The 20,459-nt window shown below is 48.8% G+C and carries 20 protein-coding genes and 10 tRNA genes; 25 read left to right on the forward strand and 5 right to left on the reverse strand.

From position 1 onward, the window contains the following. The 10 genes from BLU03_RS11210 to BLU03_RS11255 all read left to right on the forward strand — a co-directional run bounded on the left by BLU03_RS11210 (position 1) and on the right by BLU03_RS11255 (position 940). Positions 1-75: transfer RNA gene (locus BLU03_RS11210), tRNA-Glu, on the forward strand. 10 nt (positions 76-85) lie between these two features. Continuing rightward, positions 86-161, forward strand: a tRNA-Val gene (locus BLU03_RS11215). A 6-nt stretch (positions 162-167) separates the two neighbouring features. Next, positions 168-243, forward strand: a tRNA-Thr gene (locus BLU03_RS11220). A 17-nt stretch (positions 244-260) separates the two neighbouring features. Then, a tRNA-Tyr gene (locus BLU03_RS11225) sits at positions 261-343 on the forward strand. A gap of 45 nt (positions 344-388) precedes the next feature. Further along, positions 389-460 (forward strand) — tRNA-Gln (locus BLU03_RS11230). 40 nt (positions 461-500) lie between these two features. Next, positions 501-573, forward strand: a tRNA-Lys gene (locus BLU03_RS11235). A gap of 10 nt (positions 574-583) precedes the next feature. Beyond that, positions 584-655: transfer RNA gene (locus BLU03_RS11240), tRNA-Gly, on the forward strand. Positions 656-701: 46 nt separating this feature from the next. Next, positions 702-783 (forward strand) — tRNA-Leu (locus tag BLU03_RS11245). A 7-nt stretch (positions 784-790) separates the two neighbouring features. Continuing rightward, positions 791-865: transfer RNA gene (locus BLU03_RS11250), tRNA-Gly, on the forward strand. 2 nt (positions 866-867) lie between these two features. Continuing rightward, positions 868-940 (forward strand) — tRNA-Ala (locus BLU03_RS11255). A gap of 75 nt (positions 941-1,015) precedes the next feature. Here the strand turns inward: BLU03_RS11255 and BLU03_RS11260 are convergent. Together BLU03_RS11260 and BLU03_RS11265 are read right to left on the reverse strand one after the other, a co-directional pair. After that, on the reverse strand, positions 1,016-2,386 hold the full coding sequence (locus tag BLU03_RS11260; protein WP_093107853.1) for a response regulator: 1,371 nt from the start codon (positions 2,384-2,386) through the stop codon (positions 1,016-1,018). Between the two features lie 21 nt (positions 2,387-2,407). After that, a complete protein-coding gene (locus tag BLU03_RS11265) occupies positions 2,408-2,611 on the reverse strand; it encodes a hypothetical protein (protein ID WP_076572026.1) in 204 nt (67 codons plus the stop codon). Between the two features lie 181 nt (positions 2,612-2,792). On the opposite strand from BLU03_RS11265, the gene rocF reads away from it, so the two are divergent. From rocF to BLU03_RS11320, 11 genes are all read left to right on the forward strand, one after another. Beyond that, positions 2,793-3,704 (forward strand): arginase, encoded by a 912-nt coding sequence (rocF, locus tag BLU03_RS11270; protein ID WP_008591103.1) that lies wholly within the window; start codon positions 2,793-2,795, stop codon positions 3,702-3,704. 151 nt (positions 3,705-3,855) lie between these two features. After that, positions 3,856-4,419 (forward strand): RNA polymerase sigma factor SigW, encoded by a 564-nt coding sequence (sigW, locus tag BLU03_RS11275; RefSeq protein ID WP_008591105.1) that lies wholly within the window; start codon positions 3,856-3,858, stop codon positions 4,417-4,419. 13 nt (positions 4,420-4,432) lie between these two features. Continuing rightward, positions 4,433-5,089, forward strand: coding sequence for a zf-HC2 domain-containing protein (locus BLU03_RS11280; protein ID WP_008591107.1), 657 nt, complete (start codon positions 4,433-4,435; stop codon positions 5,087-5,089). A gap of 91 nt (positions 5,090-5,180) precedes the next feature. Beyond that, positions 5,181-5,999, forward strand: coding sequence for a diadenylate cyclase CdaA (cdaA, locus tag BLU03_RS11285; protein WP_008591109.1), 819 nt, complete (start codon positions 5,181-5,183; stop codon positions 5,997-5,999). Further along, on the forward strand, positions 5,992-6,951 hold the full coding sequence (locus BLU03_RS11290) for a CdaR family protein (RefSeq protein WP_008591111.1): 960 nt from the start codon (positions 5,992-5,994) through the stop codon (positions 6,949-6,951). The genes cdaA and BLU03_RS11290 overlap by 8 nt, the downstream gene beginning before the upstream one ends. Before the next feature lie 18 nt (positions 6,952-6,969). Then, positions 6,970-8,313 (forward strand): phosphoglucosamine mutase, encoded by a 1,344-nt coding sequence (glmM, locus tag BLU03_RS11295; RefSeq protein WP_093107854.1) that lies wholly within the window; start codon positions 6,970-6,972, stop codon positions 8,311-8,313. 629 nt (positions 8,314-8,942) lie between these two features. After that, positions 8,943-10,745, forward strand: coding sequence for a glutamine--fructose-6-phosphate transaminase (isomerizing) (gene glmS, locus BLU03_RS11300; RefSeq protein ID WP_076572020.1), 1,803 nt, complete (start codon positions 8,943-8,945; stop codon positions 10,743-10,745). Positions 10,746-10,895: 150 nt separating this feature from the next. Continuing rightward, positions 10,896-12,032, forward strand: coding sequence for a thiolase family protein (locus BLU03_RS11305; protein WP_093107855.1), 1,137 nt, complete (start codon positions 10,896-10,898; stop codon positions 12,030-12,032). 65 nt (positions 12,033-12,097) lie between these two features. After that, positions 12,098-12,853: a DeoR/GlpR family DNA-binding transcription regulator gene (locus tag BLU03_RS11310; RefSeq protein WP_076572014.1), complete on the forward strand. Its 756-nt coding sequence runs from the start codon at positions 12,098-12,100 to the stop codon at positions 12,851-12,853. Between the two features lie 107 nt (positions 12,854-12,960). Then, positions 12,961-14,319, forward strand: a complete 1,359-nt coding sequence (locus BLU03_RS11315; RefSeq protein ID WP_093107857.1) for a hypothetical protein — start codon at positions 12,961-12,963, stop codon at positions 14,317-14,319. Between the two features lie 82 nt (positions 14,320-14,401). Continuing rightward, positions 14,402-14,758: a DUF4870 domain-containing protein gene (locus BLU03_RS11320; RefSeq protein ID WP_008591125.1), complete on the forward strand. Its 357-nt coding sequence runs from the start codon at positions 14,402-14,404 to the stop codon at positions 14,756-14,758. Positions 14,759-14,834: 76 nt separating this feature from the next. Here the strand turns inward: BLU03_RS11320 and BLU03_RS11325 are convergent, their stop codons facing one another. Continuing rightward, the gene (locus BLU03_RS11325; RefSeq protein WP_093107859.1) at positions 14,835-15,788 is read right to left on the reverse strand and encodes a sodium:calcium antiporter; all 954 of its coding nucleotides are present in this window, start codon (positions 15,786-15,788) and stop codon (positions 14,835-14,837) included. Positions 15,789-15,985: 197 nt separating this feature from the next. Between BLU03_RS11325 and BLU03_RS11330 the strand changes: the two genes are divergently transcribed. Further along, on the forward strand, positions 15,986-16,216 hold the full coding sequence (locus BLU03_RS11330) for a hypothetical protein (RefSeq protein ID WP_076572005.1): 231 nt from the start codon (positions 15,986-15,988) through the stop codon (positions 16,214-16,216). Between the two features lie 455 nt (positions 16,217-16,671). Here BLU03_RS11330 and BLU03_RS11335 read toward each other — a convergent pair whose 3' ends face one another. Then, on the reverse strand, positions 16,672-17,301 hold the full coding sequence (locus tag BLU03_RS11335; RefSeq protein ID WP_008591131.1) for a response regulator: 630 nt from the start codon (positions 17,299-17,301) through the stop codon (positions 16,672-16,674). A gap of 465 nt (positions 17,302-17,766) precedes the next feature. Between BLU03_RS11335 and dhaK the strand changes: the two genes are divergently transcribed. From dhaK to dhaM, 3 genes are read left to right on the forward strand one after another with little or no spacing between them, the layout of a single operon-like run. Then, the gene (dhaK, locus tag BLU03_RS11340) at positions 17,767-18,762 is read left to right on the forward strand and encodes a dihydroxyacetone kinase subunit DhaK (RefSeq protein WP_093107861.1); all 996 of its coding nucleotides are present in this window, start codon (positions 17,767-17,769) and stop codon (positions 18,760-18,762) included. 14 nt (positions 18,763-18,776) lie between these two features. Further along, on the forward strand, positions 18,777-19,397 hold the full coding sequence (gene dhaL, locus BLU03_RS11345) for a dihydroxyacetone kinase subunit DhaL (RefSeq protein ID WP_076572034.1): 621 nt from the start codon (positions 18,777-18,779) through the stop codon (positions 19,395-19,397). A gap of 3 nt (positions 19,398-19,400) precedes the next feature. Further along, a complete protein-coding gene (dhaM, locus tag BLU03_RS11350) occupies positions 19,401-19,784 on the forward strand; it encodes a dihydroxyacetone kinase phosphoryl donor subunit DhaM (RefSeq protein WP_008591138.1) in 384 nt (127 codons plus the stop codon). A 400-nt stretch (positions 19,785-20,184) separates the two neighbouring features. Here the strand turns inward: dhaM and BLU03_RS11355 are convergent, their stop codons facing one another. Further along, positions 20,185-20,448: a hypothetical protein gene (locus tag BLU03_RS11355; RefSeq protein ID WP_008591140.1), complete on the reverse strand. Its 264-nt coding sequence runs from the start codon at positions 20,446-20,448 to the stop codon at positions 20,185-20,187. Positions 20,449-20,459: the final 11 nt, after the last annotated feature.

Here is a 20,459-nt window from a genome sequence, read left to right on the forward strand (position 1 = left end):
GGCCCGTTGGTCAAGTGGTTAAGACACCGCCCTTTCACGGCGGTAACACGGGTTCGAATCCCGTACGGGTCACCACTATTTCACTGGAGGATTAGCTCAGCTGGGAGAGCACTTGCCTTACAAGCAAGGGGTCGCAGGTTCGAGCCCTGCATCCTCCACCATAGTCGGCCGGCCTAGCTCAATTGGTAGAGCAACTGATTTGTAATCAGTAGGTTGGGGGTTCAAGTCCTCTGGCCGGCACCAGCAGAGTCCTTTATTACGGAGGGATAGCGAAGTTGGCCAAACGCGGCGGACTGTAAATCCGCTCCCATCGGGTTCGCAGGTTCGAGTCCTGCTCCCTCCACTTTTTTATGTTTCCATTTGTGAAGCTTTATGATTACAGAATTGTTGGGCTATGGCCAAGCGGTAAGGCAACGGTTTTTGGTACCGTCATGCGCTGGTTCGAATCCAGCTAGCCCAGCCTTTTTTTATTTTTTCATTAACGAATTTTCTATTGTTACGAGCCATTAGCTCAGCTGGTAGAGCATCTGACTTTTAATCAGAGGGTCGGAGGTTCGAGCCCTCCATGGCTCACTGCTTCATTGCGGGAGTAGTTCAGCGGTAGAACACCACCTTGCCAAGGTGGGGGTCGCGGGTTCGAATCCCGTCTTCCGCTCTTTACTTAATTTATTTGTGCGGTCGCGATAGCGGCAAAATGCCATGCCGGGGTGGCGGAATTGGCAGACGCGCTAGATTTAGGATCTAGTGTCTTACGACGTGGGGGTTCAAGTCCCTCCACCCGCATTTTGCTGCGGAAGTAGTTCAGCGGTAGAACACCACCTTGCCAAGGTGGGGGTCGCGGGTTCGAATCCCGTCTCCCGCTCCATCGGGGCCTTAGCTCAGCTGGGAGAGCGCCTGCTTTGCACGCAGGAGGTCAGCGGTTCGATCCCGCTAGGCTCCATTACATTTTCACTTTTTATAAAAGAATAGATAAATAAAAGGAGTTTCTCGCGGAGAAACTCCTTTTTTGTATGAGCTATATGAACATTCTATCGGCTACTCCGTCGAGCCATTCGCCGAGATCTTCCAGTCGGAAAGGTTTCAACAGATAATCTTCGGCTTCCTCTCTCAGTGCTTCTTCCACTCTTTCCGTTTCCTCTTCTCCGGTCATAATCATAACCGCTACATTCCGGAAATCGTATTTCGTTTTGAGAAAAGGCAGTGTATCGATACCGATAGAACTTGCCAGCAGCAGTACATAATCCTCTTCCGGATGATACCAGTCTTCCTCGAGAAATTGTTGTCGGGTATGGAAAGTGATGACCCGTACCGGTTTATCGCTGATAAAAGAGCGAGTGGAGAAAAAGTCTTCCAGCAGCTGTCGCACGCTCGGATCATTTTCGACGATGAGTAGTGTGATCGTCTCTGCATCAAAGGCAGAAACCGGCATGTGAGTATGGGAAACAGTACGGTTTCTGCCGGTCCTTTTGGCATAATACAAAGCTTTATCTGCCCGTTCGAGGATGCTTTCTCCTCCGGGGGCATCCGAAAACTGCGCGATTCCTGCCGAAAAATGGACGTGAAACTGTTCGTCCCCTGAAGTGAATGTAATGGAGGAAAAGCGATTTCTCCATTCTTCCACTCTTGCATCCGCCTCCTGCGCAGAAGCACCCGGGAAGATCACAACAAATTCTTCCCCTCCATAACGGCTGATCGTCTCTCCTGATGTTTTCATCTGCTCAAATACTTTCACAAACGTCTCCAGAACCTGATCCCCCGTGTGGTGGCCGTATGTGTCATTGACTTTTTTAAAATGATCGAGATCCACCATGGCCGCAGAAAAGGTGTACCCGTTTTCCTTATGGAAGAGAGCCGACTGCTCCTTCAATTTTTTCTCTAAAAACTTTCGATTGAAAGCGCCGGTCAGTTCGTCCTGCAGAATATGGGCAAGAATCTGTTCCCGCGAGGCAAGACGATTTTTCAGAAATGGAAGCAATACATCGGTTCTGACCGGCTTTCCGATGAAATCAGTCGCCCCCAGATTAAAGGAGAGAGCCCTGTGTTCATTTGAATTGTGCGCACTGACCATGATGACAGGGGTGAATTCATTACGGGCCTTCTCAACGATTTGAGTCAGCAGAGCCACCCCGTCTGTATCCGGCAGTATGTAATCAATCAGCACAAGGTCAGGGTGAAAATCATAAAATAATTCGAGACCTTTTTTTCCGGTAAGCGATGCAAGAACCTGGTATCCATGCTGCTCCAGGAAATCTTTCATAAAAGTGATGAACTCTATATCATCGTCAATGATAAGCAGCAGCGGTAACTTCGTGTCGGGAAACCGGTCCCCCGTTGTACGGAGTGGTGAAGTGAGCAGAGGGAATTCCGTCTGTATCTGTCGCAGCAACGGTCTCCATTCTGATTTTTCCTATCTCTTCGTGCCGGTTCGGTCAAGGAAGAGAAGAAACTTCTCCGTAAGCTGTTCCGCCTCCGTAAATTCCATGACTTGAAGCTGCTCTCTCGTCTGCTTCAGAAAGTCGGCCAGGTCGTATTCCACGACAAAGGGGCGGGCCTGCCAGTCTGTTATCTTATTTTCAATCCCTTCCCATAGTAACTGTGAGGCTGTTTTCATAGGGCACGACCTTTCCTGCAAGTAGCTGTTCGTTCTATTGGTTATACCTACCATTATAATAGACGGAACGTTATTTTGAAACCGGAAGGAAACGCATGTTTATGCACAAAAATGTGCAGTTGAGTCATTGTGTGAATTTTAGCTACAATAGAAAGCAGCCCGATGAAGGAGGAATTGTACTATGAACAGGAAGTTGTCGATCATTGGTGTACCTATGGATCTCGGTCAAAATCGCCGGGGTGTGGACATGGGCCCGAGTGCCATCCGCTATGCGGGAGTAATTGAAAGACTGGAACAGTTGAAATATGATATAGAAGACCTCGGAGACCTGGTCATTTCCAAACCTTCCGAAGAAACGGAGGAAACAAGTGAGAAAGAGAATCTCCGTAATCTTAAAGAGGTCAGAGAGGGCAACGTCGCGCTCGCGCAAAAGGTGGATGACGTCGTTCAGGAAGGACGGTTCCCTCTTGTGCTCGGAGGCGACCACAGCATTGCCATGGGGACACTTGCCGGTATCTCAAAACATTACGGGAACCTCGGCGTGATCTGGTATGATGCCCATACGGATTTGAACAGCGGAGAAACTTCTCCTTCCGGTAATATTCACGGGATGCCGCTGGCTGCAAGTATAGGGATAGGCAATGAAAGTCTTACAGATATCCACGGGTATCAGCCTAAACTGAAACCTGAAAACATCGTTGTTATCGGTGCACGTTCCGTGGACGAAGGGGAACGGGAATTGATCAGGGAGAAAGGCATTAAAGTGTTCAGCATGCATGAAGTGGACCGTCTCGGTATGTCGCAGGTGATGCAGGATGCTCTTGATTATCTGGAAAGCCGCAAAGTGGACGGCGTACACTTGAGCCTCGACCTCGACAGCCTGGATCCGGAAGAAGCACCTGGAGTAGGAACACCGGTCATGGGCGGCTTCAGTTACCGGGAAAGTCATCTGGCGATGGAGATGCTGCATGACTCGGAAAGAATCACTTCGGCAGAATTCGTGGAAGTGAACCCGATCCTCGATGAAAAAAATAAAACGGCTTCCATGGCGGTGGGGCTTATGGGTTCCCTGCTCGGTGAGAAGCTGACATAAAGTTTCTGATACAACAACCTGCATCCCCAGGATGCAGGCTGTTATAATGAATAAGCGGCACCTGCCCCCGTTTAAAAAATAATATGATGAAACCTTCCGGACGAGTTATTCGTACATATAAGAACCGCAGTGAAAGCGGAGGTATAGTGAGATGGAAACTTTCATAGCAGAAAGAATCAAAGAAGTGAAAAAAGGTAACGTACAGGCGTTTGAGGACGTTGTCTCGTTTTATCAAAACAAAGTGTATTTCGTATGCTTCCGTATGATCGGCAACAGCCAGGAAGCGGAGGATTTGGCTCAGGAAGCGTTTATACGGGCCTACACCAACATCGAAAGCTTTGATGAAAAACGAAAGTTCTCTACGTGGCTGTACCGGATTGCGACGAATTTGACGATTGACCGGATCAGAAAGAAAAAACCCGATTATCACCTCGACGCTGATATAAAAGGGACAGACGGTCTGAGTATGCATGACCAGTTGGCGACGGATGAGGCTTTGCCGGAGGAACAGGTGGAGAACCTTGAGCTGCGGGGATATATACAGAGAGAAATAACCGCTCTCCCTCCGATATACCGAAGTGTTATTGTTTTACGGTTTCTCGAAGAATTATCCCTTCAGGAAATAGCTGAAGTACTTGATATGCCGGTTGGAACGGTGAAAACGAGAATTCACCGCGGCAGAGAAATTTTACGTAAAAAGCTTCGGAATGTGTAAGGGGTGAAAATAGATGAAGTGTGATAACGACATGATATACTTGATGCATAAATATCTGGATGAGTCGCTGACAGAAGAGGAGCAGAGGATCCTCGGGAACCATCTGCAGCGATGTGAGGAATGTCAGGAACATTTTCATGAACTGAAAAGAGCGGATACGCTGGCTTCAGATAAGACGGGAGTCACTGCCTCTTCATCCTTCACGAACAGGGTGATGAGTGAGCTGCCGCGTAACCGGAAGCGTACTACGTGGATCCAGTGGTTCCGCCACCATCCTCTCGTTTCGGCAGCAGCCGTCTTTATGCTGCTTATGGCCAGCGGAATCTTTTCTGCCTGGAACCAGGAAGATCAGGTTACGGTTTCCAAGCAGGAAGGTGTGGTCATCGAAGAAGGAACGGTAGTCGTTCCGGAAGATATTACGGTGGAAGGCGATCTGGTGGTACGGAACGGAGATCTGAAGGTCCAGGGACGTGTCGACGGAGATGTAACACTGATAAACGGCCAGCTGATAGAAGGAGACACTTCCAGGGAAGCCACGGAAGGCGAAGAACTCCAGGCTTACGTGAGTGGAGAGCTGAATTACGTGAACCAGGTATTCGAATGGATGTGGTACCACGTAAGAAACTTTGCAGAAGAAGTTTTTTCCATGGGAGAGGAATCACCGGAATAACACCCCGGTGATTCTTTTCTTTTGAAATGGCAAATATGATATAATTAAAAAAGTTTCTGAGATCGATATTCATACAGAAGGAAGTGTCGGCATGTTTGGTGAGGCTCATACGTTATTCGATTATATCGTAATCGCCATCGACATAGCCCTGGTCTGGTTCATCATATATAAGCTGATTATGCTTATTCAAGGAACGAAAGCTGTTCAACTGTTAAAAGGTGTGTTTCTCATCCTTGGAATTTGGCTGCTCAGTAACCTGTTTGGACTTACGACATTACGGGAGCTTATGTCGCAGGCGATCGCCTGGGGTTTTCTTGCTATTATCATATTGTTCCAACCTGAACTCAGGCGGGCGCTGGAACAGTTGGGACGAGGAAGTTTCTTCAGCAGAAGCTCGGCGGAGGAGGAAAACACAGAACGTTCCGTCGAAGCAATACTTAAGTCATGCAACTATATGGCAAAACGTCGTATCGGGGCACTGATTACCATTGAAAGAGAAACAGGTATGGGAGATTACGTGGAAACCGGTATCCCGGTGCACGGAGAACTGACGAACGAACTGCTTACAAATATCTTCATACCGAACACTCCGCTTCATGACGGGGCGGTCATACTGAAAAGCAATAAAATTGTGGCGGCCGCCTGTTATTTGCCGCTATCGGAAAGCCCCTTTATCTCCAAGGAACTTGGTACCAGACACCGTGCGGCGATGGGGATCAGCGAGGTGACCGATGCCCTGACCATTATTGTGTCCGAAGAAACCGGGAATATGTCCTGTACGGTCAACGGAGAACTGCAGCGGAATCTGGATGAGGAATCTCTTAGAAAAGTACTGCACTCCGCTCTTGATGTGACCTCGAAGACCCCTGCAAATAAATCGTGGAACTGGAGGGGGAAGAAGAATGGATAAATGGTTACGCAGCACGTGGTTTATAAGAATTCTTTCCCTGTTCCTCGCCATCCTCATGTGGGCTTCCGTGAGTGAAGAGAGCACGGAGGGGACAGACCCGAATTTTCTGAACGGAAGTTCTACGGATAAAGAAATGGCGGAAAACGTGCCGGTGGATATTAAGCTTGAGGACGAGGAACTTGTAGTGACCGGCGTACCGCAGGTCGCCGACGTTATGCTTGAAGGTCCTACGAGTCAGGTCGCTCCGGCTGCCCGTCAGCAGAATTTTTCCCTTTACGTGGAATTGAACGGTCTCGGCGCAGGCGTTCATGAGGTGCGTATCCAGCACTCCGGAATTTCGAATCAGGTGCAGGTAAACGTGGAACCCAAAACCGTCGAAGTGACGATAGAACGCCGGATGAGCGAGACACATAATATAAGTGCGGATTTTATAAATGAAAGCCAGATGGGAAGTGAATTCGAAGTAGGGGAAGCTGATATCAACCCTTCCACTGTGGAAGTGACGGGAGCGGCTTCTGTCCTCTCGGAGGTGGCGGTCGTGAAATCGATCGTTAACCTGGCAGGTGTGGACACTTCGATAGAGAAGAGAGAGACACCCGTTAAAGTATATGATGAGGAAGGGAACGAACTGAATGTGATTGTGGAACCGGCTTCGGTGACTGTCGACGTTCCTGTATCCCGCAGTAAAAAAGAAGTACCTGTAGCCTTTCGGGCTGAAGGAGAGGTGAAAGACGGTGTGAAGGTGGATAAAATCACCTCATCTGTCGAGAAGGCGACTATTTACGGGCCGAAAGAGGTTCTTGATGATATCAATCAGGTAAGTGGAAGTATTGTTGATACGGAGGGTCTCGATGAAACCACCAGTAAGGATGTGGAATTGGAAGTTCCAAACGGCGTGGTCTCCATCGAACCCGAGACAGTGGAAGTAAAAATCGAAATTACAAACGAGTAGGAAGCGAGGGACAGAGTCATGGGCAAATATTTTGGCACAGACGGGGTGCGAGGAGTCGCAAACAAGGAATTGACCCCGGAATTTGCATTCAAATTGGGAAGGTTTGGCGGTTATGCGCTTACGAAAGGGCAGGAGAAACCGAAAGTACTGATCGGGAGAGATACCCGGATATCCGGAGAGATGTTCGAAGGAGCTCTTGCCGCCGGTCTGCTCTCCATCGGAGCGGAAGTTATGCGTCTCGGAGTCATCTCCACACCTGGGGTCGCTTATTTGACGAAAGCTATGCAGGCGGAAGCGGGTATCATGATTTCGGCTTCCCATAATCCGGTGGAAGATAATGGCATCAAGTTTTTCGGTTCGGACGGCTTTAAACTTTCGGATAAACAGGAAGAAGAGATTGAAGCATTGATTGATGCGGAGGAAGATGAACTGCCACGTCCATCCGGCAGCGACCTCGGTCAGATCAATGACTATTTCGAAGGGGTCCAGAAGTATATGCAGCATATGAAGAAGACGGTGGATCACGACTTTGACGGCATGCACATCGCTATCGACTGTGCGAACGGGGCCACGTCCTCCATCGCTTCCCATCTGTTTGCGGACCTGGAAGCGGAGATCTCCTCTATAGGTTCCACCCCGGACGGGCTGAACATCAACGAAGGCTGCGGGTCTACCAGTCCGGAAGCACTTCAGGAACTGGTGAAGGAGAAGAAAGCAGATATCGGACTCGCCTTTGACGGAGACGGAGATCGTCTGATTGCGGTAGATGAAAAAGGGCAGCTCGTGGATGGCGACCGGATCATGTATATTTGTGCGAAATTCATGAATGAACAGATGATGCTCAACAAATCCACCGTCGTTTCGACCGTAATGAGCAATCTCGGGTTCTACAAGGCACTCGAAAAAGTAGGGATCAAGAGTGACAAGACGGCCGTCGGCGACCGTTACGTTATGGAAGAGATGCGCAAAGGCGACTATAATTTAGGCGGGGAGCAGTCCGGCCATATTATTTTCCTCGACCATAATACTACAGGGGACGGCATCCTTTCCGCTCTGCAGCTGGTAAACGTGGTCCGGGACACCGGCAAGCCGCTTTCGGTCCTGGCCCAGGAAATGAAGAAATTCCCCCAGGTCCTTAAGAACGTTAGAGTGTCAGATAAAAAAGCGGTCTTTACAAACGACCGGATCCAGGAAAAAATTGCGGAAGTGGAAAATGAGATGGGCGACAGTGGACGTGTTCTCGTCCGTCCTTCCGGCACCGAGCCGCTCGTCCGTATTATGGCTGAGGCTCCTGCGGAAGAGGAATGTGAAGCCTACGTGAAGAGAGTAGTCGAAGTAGTCGAAGAAGAGCTCGGAATGTAAGGGTAGTATTTAGAGAAGCAGCGTGGACGGAAACAACGTCCGCGCTCCTTTTTTTAGGCTGGAACGCCGGGTTGTATTACTTTCGCACTGCTTTTGCTCGCCTGAGGGGAAGTATAACTGTTTCATCTTTATATCCGGCGTCAAGAGTGACGGTCCGGGGTAACGATTGCGGGAGAGTCGTTACCTCCGGAGCCCTCATCCGTTTCTCACCGGCACGTAACGCCCTAGTCGTAACTTCTGCGCTTTTACGTAAAAAAGATTGACGTTTCATTTTATCCTCGAGTAGAATAAGAGTGTTGCACTTATATGTTTAATTGAGGAAAAAATGGTTAAATGAACAAGGTGCCTATTCATTATAGAAGAGAAAGGAGCAGTGAGGGGTAATTAATGTAAAGCGCCAGGACTGCAGATCAGGACGTTTTTATCTGCAGTTGACGAGGTGGAGGTTCATCGAGATCATTCGGCGGATACCTCCCGGTTGCCGACATTTCAACCGACTGTTTCTGTGCTAAACCGTAGAGGCGACTCTTCGTCCAACGCGCAGGGACAAAATGTTCAAAAATAACAGGGAAAGGGGCAGTCTCGCCCCTGGTGGTGGTGACTGCTCCTTATTAGAGGAGGACATCACAATGTGTGGTATTGTAGGATATATTGGTAAGGATGACACGAAGGACATTTTGCTCGAAGGTCTTCAGAAATTGGAATATCGCGGGTATGACTCGGCAGGTATCGCCACGTTATCGGGTGAAGAGCTGCACGTTTTTAAAGTAAAGGGCAGAATTGCCGCTTTGCGTGAAGAAGTGGACCCGAACGTGAAAGCGACTCTCGGTATAGGCCACACACGCTGGGCGACGCACGGAGCGCCGAGCAAAGAGAATGCCCACCCTCACCAGAGCGACTCCGGACGCTTCACTATCGTTCATAATGGTGTGATTGAGAACTATAACCAGATCCGTAAAGAGTACCTCGGAGACGTTGAGCTGAAGAGTGAAACGGATACAGAAATCATCGTACAGCTGATTGAACTGCTTCATCGTAAGACTGACAATACGAAAGAAGCGTTCCGTCAGGCGGTTGAACTTCTGAGCGGTTCCTACGCCCTGGCTCTTATCGACAGCCGGGACGAAGATACGATTTACGTCGCAAAAAACAAGAGCCCGCTTCTCGTAGGCCTGGGCGACGGTTTCAACATGGTCGTCAGTGACTCCATGGCCGGTCTTCAGGCTACAAACGAATTCATGGAACTTATGGATAAGGAAATTGTGATCGTGAAACGGGAAGACGTGACTGTTGAGAAACTTGACGGCACAGAGGTCGAAAGAGAATCCTTCACCGCAGAAATCGATTCGATGGATATCGAAAAAGGAACGTACCCTCACTTTATGCTGAAAGAAGTCGACGAACAGCCGTTTGTCATCCGTAAAATCATTCAGGAGTATCAGGATGAAGACGACCGCATCAAGCTTGATCCGGAAGTGCGCGAAGCAATGAAAGAATGCGACCGTATTTATATAATTGCTGCAGGAACGAGCTATCACGCCGGCCTTGTAGGCAAGCAGTTCCTGGAGAAGATATCCGGCATTCCGACGGAGGTCCACGTAGCGAGTGAATTCTCCTACAACATGCCGCTTCTGTCCGAGAAACCGCTTTTCGTCTTCATCTCCCAGAGCGGAGAGACGGCGGACAGTCGTTCTGTGCTCGTTCAGACGAAGAAACTAGGTCATCCGGCACTGACGCTTACGAACGTTCCGGGCTCCACCCTTTCCCGTGAAGCGGATTACACGCTTCATCTGCATGCGGGGCCTGAGATCGCTGTAGCGTCCACGAAAGCATATACGGCTCAAATAGCCGTCCTTGCCATCCTTGCGGTTGACACTGCCCGTGCCAAAGGTATCGAGCTTGAATTCGATCCTATGCAGGAGCTCGGCATTGCAGCGAACGCTATGGAAGCATTGACAGACCAGAAAGAAGAACTTGAGAATCTGACTCGGGAATACCTCTCCACAACACGCAACTGCTTCTTCATCGGACGCAGTATCGATCATTACGTCGGTGTGGAAGGTGCTCTTAAGCTGAAAGAGATCTCCTACATTCAGGCGGAAGGCTTCGCCGGGGGAGAACTGAAGCACGGAACGATTGCTTTGATCGAAGAAGGGACTCCGGTGATCGCCCTTGCGACTCAGGAAAGCGTCAGTCCGTCGATCCGCGGCAACGTGCAGGAAGTAGAGGCCCGTGGTGCGAATACTCTCACTATCAGTATGAAAGGTATTGAGGAAGAGGACGACGAATTCGCTATTCCGAAGGTGCACGATCTGCTGACGCCACTCGCATCCGTTATTCCGCTGCAGCTGATTGCTTATTATGCAGCTCTTCACCGTGATTGTGACGTGGACAAACCGAGAAACCTTGCGAAGAGTGTAACAGTAGAATAATAGACGAAACCCCCGCTATTTTCCTCGGAAAATAGCGGGGGTTTTATTTAGGCAGTCAGCGATCCATAAAGACTTTTCCTCGTAAAAAAGAAGGTGCGCACGCGTCGATGACGAATTATAAAGAAAAGCAGGAAAAAGGGGGAAGTTATTATGAGGGAAGTAGTTATCGTGGAAGCTCTGCGGACAGCTGTCGGAAAAAGGAAAGGGAGTCTCGGCAATATTCGGGCGGACGAACTGGCGGCCAGGACACTTGAAGGGCTGATGGAGCGGTCCGGAGTACTGCCGGAGGAAGTGGACGACGTCATACTGGGAGCCGTCACACAGACCGGAGAACAGGCGGGGAATGTGGCGAGAAATGCGAGTCTGATGGCAGGGTTTCCCGTTACCGTACCCGGAGTCACCATCGACCGCCAGTGCGGATCCAGTCAGCAGGCGGTTCATTTCGCCTCGCAGGCTATTATGAGCGGGGATATGGATGTCGTCATCGCCGGAGGCGTAGAAAGTATGACCCGGGAACCGATGTTTTCCAATTACCGGGATGTCGCTCCCAGTCCCATGCTGACGGATAGATATGAAATAGTGAATCAGGGAATCTCGGCAGAAAAAATTGCTGCGAAATGGAGTTTTTCAAGAAACGACCTGGATTCCTTCGCTGCCGCGAGTCACGAACGGGCGCTTCTGGCCCAGGAGAACGGGAGATTCGATAAAGAGATCCTTCCTCTGGAGCTGGAAGATGGAGCTGTATTCAACAGAGATGAAGGGCCGCGGGAAGGTTCCACCACGGAAGTGCTGAACGGGCTTTCTCCCGTTTTTACCGAAGACGGGGTAATAACAGCGGGGAATGCCAGTCAGATGAGCGACGGAGCCTCCGCTGTACTTCTTATGTCCCGGGAGAAGGCGGAAGAGCTTGGGTTGAAACCGAGAGCAAGGATTATAGCAAGAAGCGTTGCAGGATCCGACCCGACACTGATGCTTACAGGCCCTATCCCGGCTACGGAGAAAGTACTGAAAAAGGCAGGGATGACGATTGGAGATATGGATACGTATGAAGTGAATGAAGCTTTCGCTTCCGTGCCGCTGGCCTGGCTGGAGGATACGAAAGCCGATCCCGGAAGGCTGAACGAAGACGGAGGGGCTATCGCTCTCGGGCATCCGCTCGGGGCTACGGGTACGAAACTTATGACGACGCTGCTGCACCGCCTGGAACGGACGGGAGGCAGATACGGATTACTTGCTATATGTGAAGGCGGGGGAACAGCGAACGCCACTATTATCGAACGCCTATAACGTTTTCTATTGCATAAACACTTAAAATGACTTACAATCACTTATAAATACTTAAAGGTGATGCTATGTATCAGGAAGAACGGCTGGAAGGAATTATAGTAATGATCCGTGAACAGGGGAGAGTCCGCCTGGAAGAAATATGTTCTTCTTTCCAGGTGTCCCGGGATACTGCCCGAAGAGATCTTGTAAAACTGGCGGAGCGCGGAGAGGTCACCCGAATGCACGGGGGAGCCATCCTCCCGAAATCCGGGAAGGAACGCATGGATTATACAGCCAGACTTCAGAAGTTCAGTGCAGAAAAGAAAAAAATCGCCCGGGCTGCCGCCTCCCTCATCCGGGAAGGGGACTCGATCATTTTTGATACGTCTACGACTGTGCAGGCCATTTCCGCCTTCATTGACGTCCTCCGGTTCGCAGCTGTCACCAACTCCATTTATGCAGCGGAGCTTCTGGCCGAAACGAACGCCGATATCAATCTTCTGGGCGGTCAGTTGAATAAAGAACAGCGGTTTCTTTACGGTCCTTCGGTACTTGTAAAACTGGAGGAATTTTATGCGGATAAGCTGTTTGTCGGGACGTTCGGGATTTCTGAAGAAGGTCTGTCCAGTTATCATGAGGAAGATGGTTACGTGAAGAAAATGATGATGAAACGAGCGGAGGAAGTGATTGTAGTAGCTGATCATTCCAAACTGGAAAAACGGGGGTTTTACACGTTCTCATCCCTCGAAGGAGTGGATAAGGTTCTTACAGACAGGGAGCCTTCTTCTTTCATGAAGGACGTGTTTGATGAATATAACGTGGAGTGGATAGTCGCCACGTGAGCGGGTCCGGCCGGCGTAACCTTTTCTGGGGCGTAACGGCCGGTCTTTTTTTGTATAGATGAAAGTGAATGTGTTATTGTGTAGCAAAGTCAAGGGAGGTTTCAATAATGAATGAACAGGAATGGATTCTTTCTCAAAATAAGGATAAGCGTGTCATAGAACCCTTGAGAGCCGTATATTATGAACGTGCTCAAATAGTGGAAGCAGTGCAGGGCAGGAGTATGTACTATCTGTTTTTCTACAAAGAACAGTATGTAACAGCCGTTCAGGCAAAAAAGATAAAATACAATTCGTTCATCGGTCGTGCTTTCCGTTACGGACTGGTATGCGAAGCTCCGCACCCGCTGATCGATCATTTGAACATCAGTGGCCGTTTTCCGGCCTCCACGTATAATTCACTGCTCCAGCACCTCTCCGGTAAGTATACGAATCAGGAGCAGGCGTATATCCTTACTTTTCTGGAATCCTTCCTTCCGAAAAAGAAACTTCTCCAGGAAATCAAAACTCTTTTTTATGAAGTCCGCCGTCAGGGAAAAATGTTCCATTCCTATCGGATTATACGGCTGCTGATGGATTTCGCTCCCCGCCACCGCTTCGTAAAAGAACTCTCCCATGATCTTCAGTTTCAGAAATTCGAAGAAATCTACGATCTCCCCGCGGAACAGCTGTGGGAAAAAGATCCTTTGTATGCTGAAAAATACCTCTTCCATAATCGTGATGAATCTTTACTGTCCATGTTGTCAAGTGAAACCCCACTCGAAATTACAGCTTTTCGCCTTCTCCTGAGGCAGGAAAACCCCATCGTACCGGGCGAATATGAATTCAAGTTGGAATCTGCTTTCTCTCCGGGAGAGCGGCTCCGTATACTCGAGCATGCTCTGGAACTTTCGCCGGAGGACGGGGAAGTGAAACAGCTGCTTTTTTCAGGGTACTTAGCGGCCCAAAGGCTGAATGATGCGTTTCTGCTGACGGGGAGACAGGAGATGGCTTTAGGCATTCGGGAACGCGGGATGGTGGAAGACGTACTCCTTTCAGAAAAAACGGGTCTGACCTCCCTTTCGGCGTGGGGGAGCTTTCTCCAGGAAATTTTGAAACATGATACGAAAGAGGAAATTCCCCTGCTCAAAGCTCTTATCCGCAACACTCTTCCTCATTACTCGCCCGGGGAAATCAGAGACATACTCGACAGTAGGGCGGAGGCCGAAGCGGAGGAACTGAAAGAGAAGTTATCCTTTATGGAAATGTGGGAGGAAGACCTCGACCGTATGGAAGAACTAGGAGCTTTGTATTACGAATTCGACTGGAAGGAAAAAGCGCTGGAATGCTTTCAGTACGCTTCCGAAATGTCTCCGGAAAAAATCGGGCCGGTCCAGTGGCTGGCTAAAATTTATAAAGAACTGGGAAAAGAGAAAGAGGCGGCCTCCTACCGGGAATTGGAGAAGCAGATTCGGAAACTTTCCTTGTGAGAAGAAAAAAAATGGTGTATAATAAACATATATTTTGAAAATTCAGTTATTTCAAGTTTCCAAAAGGAGAGGAGTTAAAACAATGGCGAATGACACACGTCCCCCGGCATCTTCCTCCACTGGTCTTGAAGAGAACATCGGCGGTCTCCTGACGTATCTACTCGGGTTCATTACTGGAATCATTTTTCTGCTTATCGAGAAAGAAAGTTCCTTTATCCGCTTCCATGCCATGCAGTCGACTATCGTTTTCGGGGGTATTTTCATCCTCGGACTTGTCGTCGGAATGATCCCTCTCATCGGCTGGCTTATCAGTCTTCTGATTTCACCCGTTTCTCTGGTTTTGTGGGTTTTCCTGATGTACAAAGCCTATAACAAAGAACGTTATCATCTCCCGGTAGTCGGGGATATGGCGGAAGGTCAGGTTAAAAAGATAAAGTAATCATTTCGGACTAATACAAAAACGCGTTTTCCAAAGTGTGCCTTTCGGAAAACGCGTTTGTTTTTTTGCCTGCATTTCAAAACATGATATAAGAAGCTGCAAAGTACAGAATAACAGTTACGGCAGAAGGTATGGCGTAGGCCCCGACACGCTTAACGGCTGTACGTTGCAGCGCGAAGATGGTAAGGGCGATCATTACAAGACCAAGCAGGGCAACAGTAATGTTAGAAGGATCGGCAACGTTCAGAATAGCTTCTTTTCTGTAGAAAATGTCGGTGATGACAAGCAGCTGAAGATTGAAAAGGTTACTGCCAAGAATCGACCCTATGGCGAGCGAGTAGTTCATAATTCGGAAAGCAGCCAGCACAGTCACCAGTTCAGGAAGTGACGTGGAAGCGGCGATCAGAAAGCTCCCGACGAAACTTGCGTTCATTCCGGTTTCCTTGGCAATCAGATCCCCATAGACAGCGAGAGCACTACCTGCCACAAAAACGACCAGAGCCGCTATGATGAAGCGGGTCACTCCCTGCTTCAAGGTAATGGGAGAGGTCGGCTCGTCCGCCTCTTCTTCCGGGTTCCCCGATGTCTTCATTACAACAATGTAGATGGCGACGAGCAGATACATTTCGATACCCACGTTGAACAGTTCCGGTGCATCCCGCCACAGAAGTGCGGCAGAAATGAGAGCCGTCATCACAAGACCCGTATACGCGACGGGGAGATGGGTGCTCTGCTCTACGGTATTGAAAACCTTCCGTTTCCGATAAATAAAATCGAAAATCATGAGGATGAGGACGTTGAACACGTTACTCCCGAGCATATTTCCGACGGCTATGTCGGCATTATCGATGTATACGGCAGTCAGACTGGTGGTCAGTTCAGGCAGAGAAGTGGCCCCGCCTATAAGCAGGGTACCCACCATAGCCCCGCTCCACGTGGATTTCTGGGAGATGACGTCTCCGTATTTGTTTAATTGAATCGCTGCAAAAATGACGACTATCGCAGCCGCAGTGAATATGACGAAATTCATGTTGACCCTCCTGCATTGTAGAAATAACTATTCCTAACTATAGCGAAGGGGAAAAGGAGCGTCAATTTATTAGGGAGCGGAAAAGAGCCGATTTCGTGAAAAATAAAACGAGGGTTACGGGGGAGAGGCTCTTCCCGGGGATTCAAATTTCCAGAAACGGGTATATTATAAAGAAAGAGCCTGCAGGAGGTGGTGACATGGAGTACGAGTTCATGACGACGGAATGTGCCCTTCCCTGTTTAGTGGTGTCGGATGAGGATAACGGCAGGTATATGATTCAGAATTTCGATCGAAGCGGTGAAGTTTTCAATTCAAAAGAAGAGCTTGTGAAATGGATGGAGACTTTTTGGAGCCCTGATTTGATGCTTGAACCAGAAAGATATGACGAGGTCTTACAGGAAATCAAAGAAAGCGTACTCCCTGTCTGATGAACGGGGGGTACGCTTTTTTCTGCTTGTATGTCTAATCTGCCTCGATCCGGAAATTTTACCCGGAAGTTTCCGCTTTTCATTGTGTCCAGCTGCACCACCCAGAAGTCCACGGTCCAAGCCGTAGTTTCTTTTTCAGGAAAGGACACCTGAAAAGCGAACCTCCTGCTTACGCCACCGCTTCTAACCGGAAGTTTCCGCTTTTCATGATCCAGCTGCAGCGTCCAGAAATTCATGCCATAAGCAGCACGGATCAGTGAAAGGAAAAGTCACCTTTCACGTGACCGGTCTGCTTATGCCCTCATTTCTAATCGGACGCTTACGCTTTTCATGATCCAGCTCCGCCATTCAGAAGTCCGTAAGATAAGCTGGCCCTCCTGTTTCGGGATAGAGCACCCGAAGCCCGGAGTACCTGCTTATCTTAGAACTTCTAAGCGAACGGCTCCGCTTTTCTTTTAATAATGCCGGGATTTGTACAGAGATATCGCTTCACTTCGGGTTTTTACTTTAAGTTTTTTGTACAGGGAGCTTATATAGTTTCGTACGGTTCCTTCCGACAAATAAAGGGTTTCGGCGATTTCTTTATTTTTCATTCCTTCGGCTACACACGCAAGAACCTCATCTTCAGCTTCGGAGAGAGAGGAGAAAATATTATTGTGTTTAATGATCAGGGAACGGCGGAGGCCCGCTGCGGATTCGGCAGGGAAAATGAGCTTTCCTTTAGCACAGCCTTTTACGGTCAAAATGATGTTCTCGGCTTCCTTGTTTTTCAATAAAAAACCGTTCGCACCCTTTTTGAAAGCTTCAATAGCTAAATGATCGTCGTGGTAGGAGGAGAGGATGACGAAACTTGAACCGATTCCCTCCGCTATAGCCTTTTGCATAACTTTCAAGCCATTCATACCGGGCATATCCCAGTCGATAAGGGCAACATCGGGAGCATATTGTTTCAATTGTTCCAGTGCTTCCGCTCCATCTTTCGCCACGGCCGTAACCTCCATATCTTTATCCGTAGACAAAATCGTGTGGAAACCATCGCGAATGACAGCATGATCGTCAGCAACCAGTATGCGAATCGGTTTCATACATACCTCTCCCTTTACTTTCTTTTTAGGTTTCAAGTGGAGCATGATAAAGTTCATTATGTCCTTGGCGGGACTTCACGGAAGAAAGGAAAGTATTTTCATTTAATTGTCACAATTTTTGTAATACCTAGTCATATTCTACCCTAAATAGGTTATATTTACTAGAAAAAACCATTATAATAAATACACTGAACGGAAGACTTGTGGGAGAGTCGTTTCTTCGTTCAGAAACGCTTCAGCTATTTTAACGGGAGAGTGGGAGTTTGACCTTTCTCAATATTCATCAGGGAAGGGTCTTTTTTTGGATTTTTTTACCACGCCCTGATGTTTGACACCGTTTGCAAGTGGATATAAAGTAAATGTATAAGTTAAAAAGTGTGACAGAAGTGGAGACCACACGACAATCGTTAAGTATACCTTAGATTGTCGTGTGTTTTTTTAACAACCGGAAAGGGGAAATCGTTTATGAAAAAAGTGATTAACAACCCTGAGGATGTAGTCAGGGAAATGCTTGAGGGGATGACGCTGGCTTACCCGGAACAGGTAAGAAACCTGGAGGATACGACGGTGCTCGTAAGAAAGGATGCACCGGTCGCAGGTAAGGTTGCAATTGTAAGCGGAGGGGGCAGTGGCCACGAGCCTGCGCACGCCGGTTATATTGGGCGCGGTATGCTTGATGCGGCAGTGGCAGGGGAAATGTTTACTTCTCCGACGCCGGATCAGGTGATAGAAGCAATACGTGCCGTAGATAGCGGGCAGGGCGTTTTTCTGGTCATCAAAAACTACACCGGTGACGTTATGAACTTTGAAATGGCAAGAGAGATGGCAGAAGCGGAAGGTATTTCTGTTGAGCAGGTAGTCGTCAATGATGACGTCGCTGTGGAGGACAGTTCTTTCACTACCGGTCGCCGGGGGATTGCAGGGACAGTTTTTGTCCATAAAATAGCCGGAGCTAAAGCAGCAGCCGGAGGATCTCTTAAAGAGGTGAAAGAAGCAGCTGAAAAAGTGGTAGCTAACACGAGATCCATGGGAGTCGCTCTGTCTCCGTGTACCATCCCTGGGGCAGGGAAACCTAATTTTCAACTGGAAGATGACGAGATGGAAGTAGGAATCGGTATACACGGCGAACCGGGGACGAAGCGGGAAAAGATTGCTCCTGCTGATGACATTGCCGAAGAACTGCTTCAAAAAGTTCTGGAAGACAGCGTTGATTTCGATAAATCGGAAGTAGCGGTCATGGTTAACGGTCTCGGAGCGACTCCAGAATCCGAACTGTTCATAGTAAACCGCTACATACACAGTAAGCTGCGCGAGAAAAGCATAAACGTCACCCATACATTTGTCGGGGAATATATGACTTCCCTTGAAATGGCCGGTTTTTCCATAACACTGATGAAAGTCGATGAAGAAATAAAACAGTTGCTTGATGCAGAGGCAGTAGCCCCTGCGTTTCACAGATAGGAGGTTTTGAAATGATGGTAATGACAGCGGAACAGGCAGTAACGTGGGTGGAGAAAACGAACGCCCTTATACAATCGAATAAAGAGTATCTTACGGAACTGGACCAGGCTATCGGAGACGGTGATCACGGTCTGAACATGTCCCGGGGTTTCCAGGAAGCGGAAGCCAAAGTCAGCAGTTCAGAGTATGAAACGGTCGGAGGGGTGTTCAAGGATACCGCCACTGTCCTTATGTCAAAAATCGGGGGCGCATCCGGTCCCTTATACGGAACTGCTTTTCTGAAAATGTCCATGTTTCTGAGAGATAAGCCGTCCGTAACTCAGGCTGATTTTGCAGAGGCCGTGGAAGAAGCTCTGAATGGAATGAAACAGCGCGGGAAAGCGGAGCAGGGAGAAAAAACTATGATCGACGTATGGCATCCTGTTGCAGATTTCCTGAAGAACGGACAAAACGTCAACGCCGGGAAATTAGTGGAAGTAGCGGAACAGGCGATGGAAGGTACGAAGGATACGGTAGCCACAAAAGGAAGAGCCGCTTACCTGCAGGATCGTTCCAAAGGTCACATCGATCCCGGTTCCACTTCTTCCTTCTATTTATTCCAGGCACTGGCAGATGTTTGGGAGGAAGGAGAATAAACGATGGCGAATACAGGAATTGTACTGATTTCTCACAGTCCCAAAGTAGCCGAAGGTACCCGGGATATAATTGCGGAGGCAGTTAAGAATGTGAAGGTTGTGCCTGCCGGAGGCACCGAGGAAGGTGGTATCGGCACCAGCGCCCCTAAGATCCAGCAGGCTGTGGAAGAAGCGGATGATGGAAACGGCGTTCTGCTTTTGTATGACATCGGAAGTGCCGGTATGAATGCTGAAATGGCCGTAGAATTGACGGAGACAGAGAGATGCCACGTAGCGGAAGACATCCCCCTTGTGGAAGGCGGATATGTGGCGGCTGTTGAAGCAGGAATGGGTAAATCTGCAGAGGAGATAATAGCTTCCTTGCGGAAAAGCTTTCGCCTGGAATAAACAAAATCAAAACAGGCTCCATCCATTGATAATTTTTGGATGGAGCCTGTTTTTTTAATATGGAAAGCGGTGTCCGACGCAGTAAACTTATTTTCGGTGAAGAGCCTCCAGCTTAGCCCAGAACTTCTAAACGGGCGGTTCCGCTTTTCTTGATCCAGCTGCAGCGTCCAGAAATTCATGTCACAAGCAGCTCGGATCAGTGAAAGGAAAAGCCACCTTTCACGTGACCGGTCTGCTTATGCCCTCATTTCTGAACGGACGCTTTCGCTTTTCTTTGTGTCCAGCTCCGCCATTCAGAAGTCCGTAAGATAAGCCGGCCCTCCTGTTTCGGGCCAGAGCACCCGAAGCCCGGAGTACCTGCTTATCTTAGAACTTCTAAGCGAATGGCTCCGCTTTTCTTTTAGGCATGTTGCTGCAGGAATTGATACATTTCCTGTCCTTCGGCGTTCAGACGGGTGCCCGTGCCGTGACAGGCAGTGCAGTCGATTTCGTAGCTTGTTTCATTAAAAGCCTGGGCCCATACTTCCTCCGCCTGCTTATCCGTTACTTCGAAATAGTGGGCAGCAAGCATACTTGCCTTTCCGTCATCGTATTCGGTATATTTCCCGGAGCCTTCGCAGACCGGGCAAGTGTAGTATAGAGTGTGCAATTGTTGAGATGTCATAAAATCTCTCC

Source organism: Salimicrobium album, from assembly GCF_900107115.1.
Classification (GTDB): domain Bacteria; phylum Bacillota; class Bacilli; order Bacillales; family Halobacillaceae; genus Salimicrobium; species Salimicrobium album.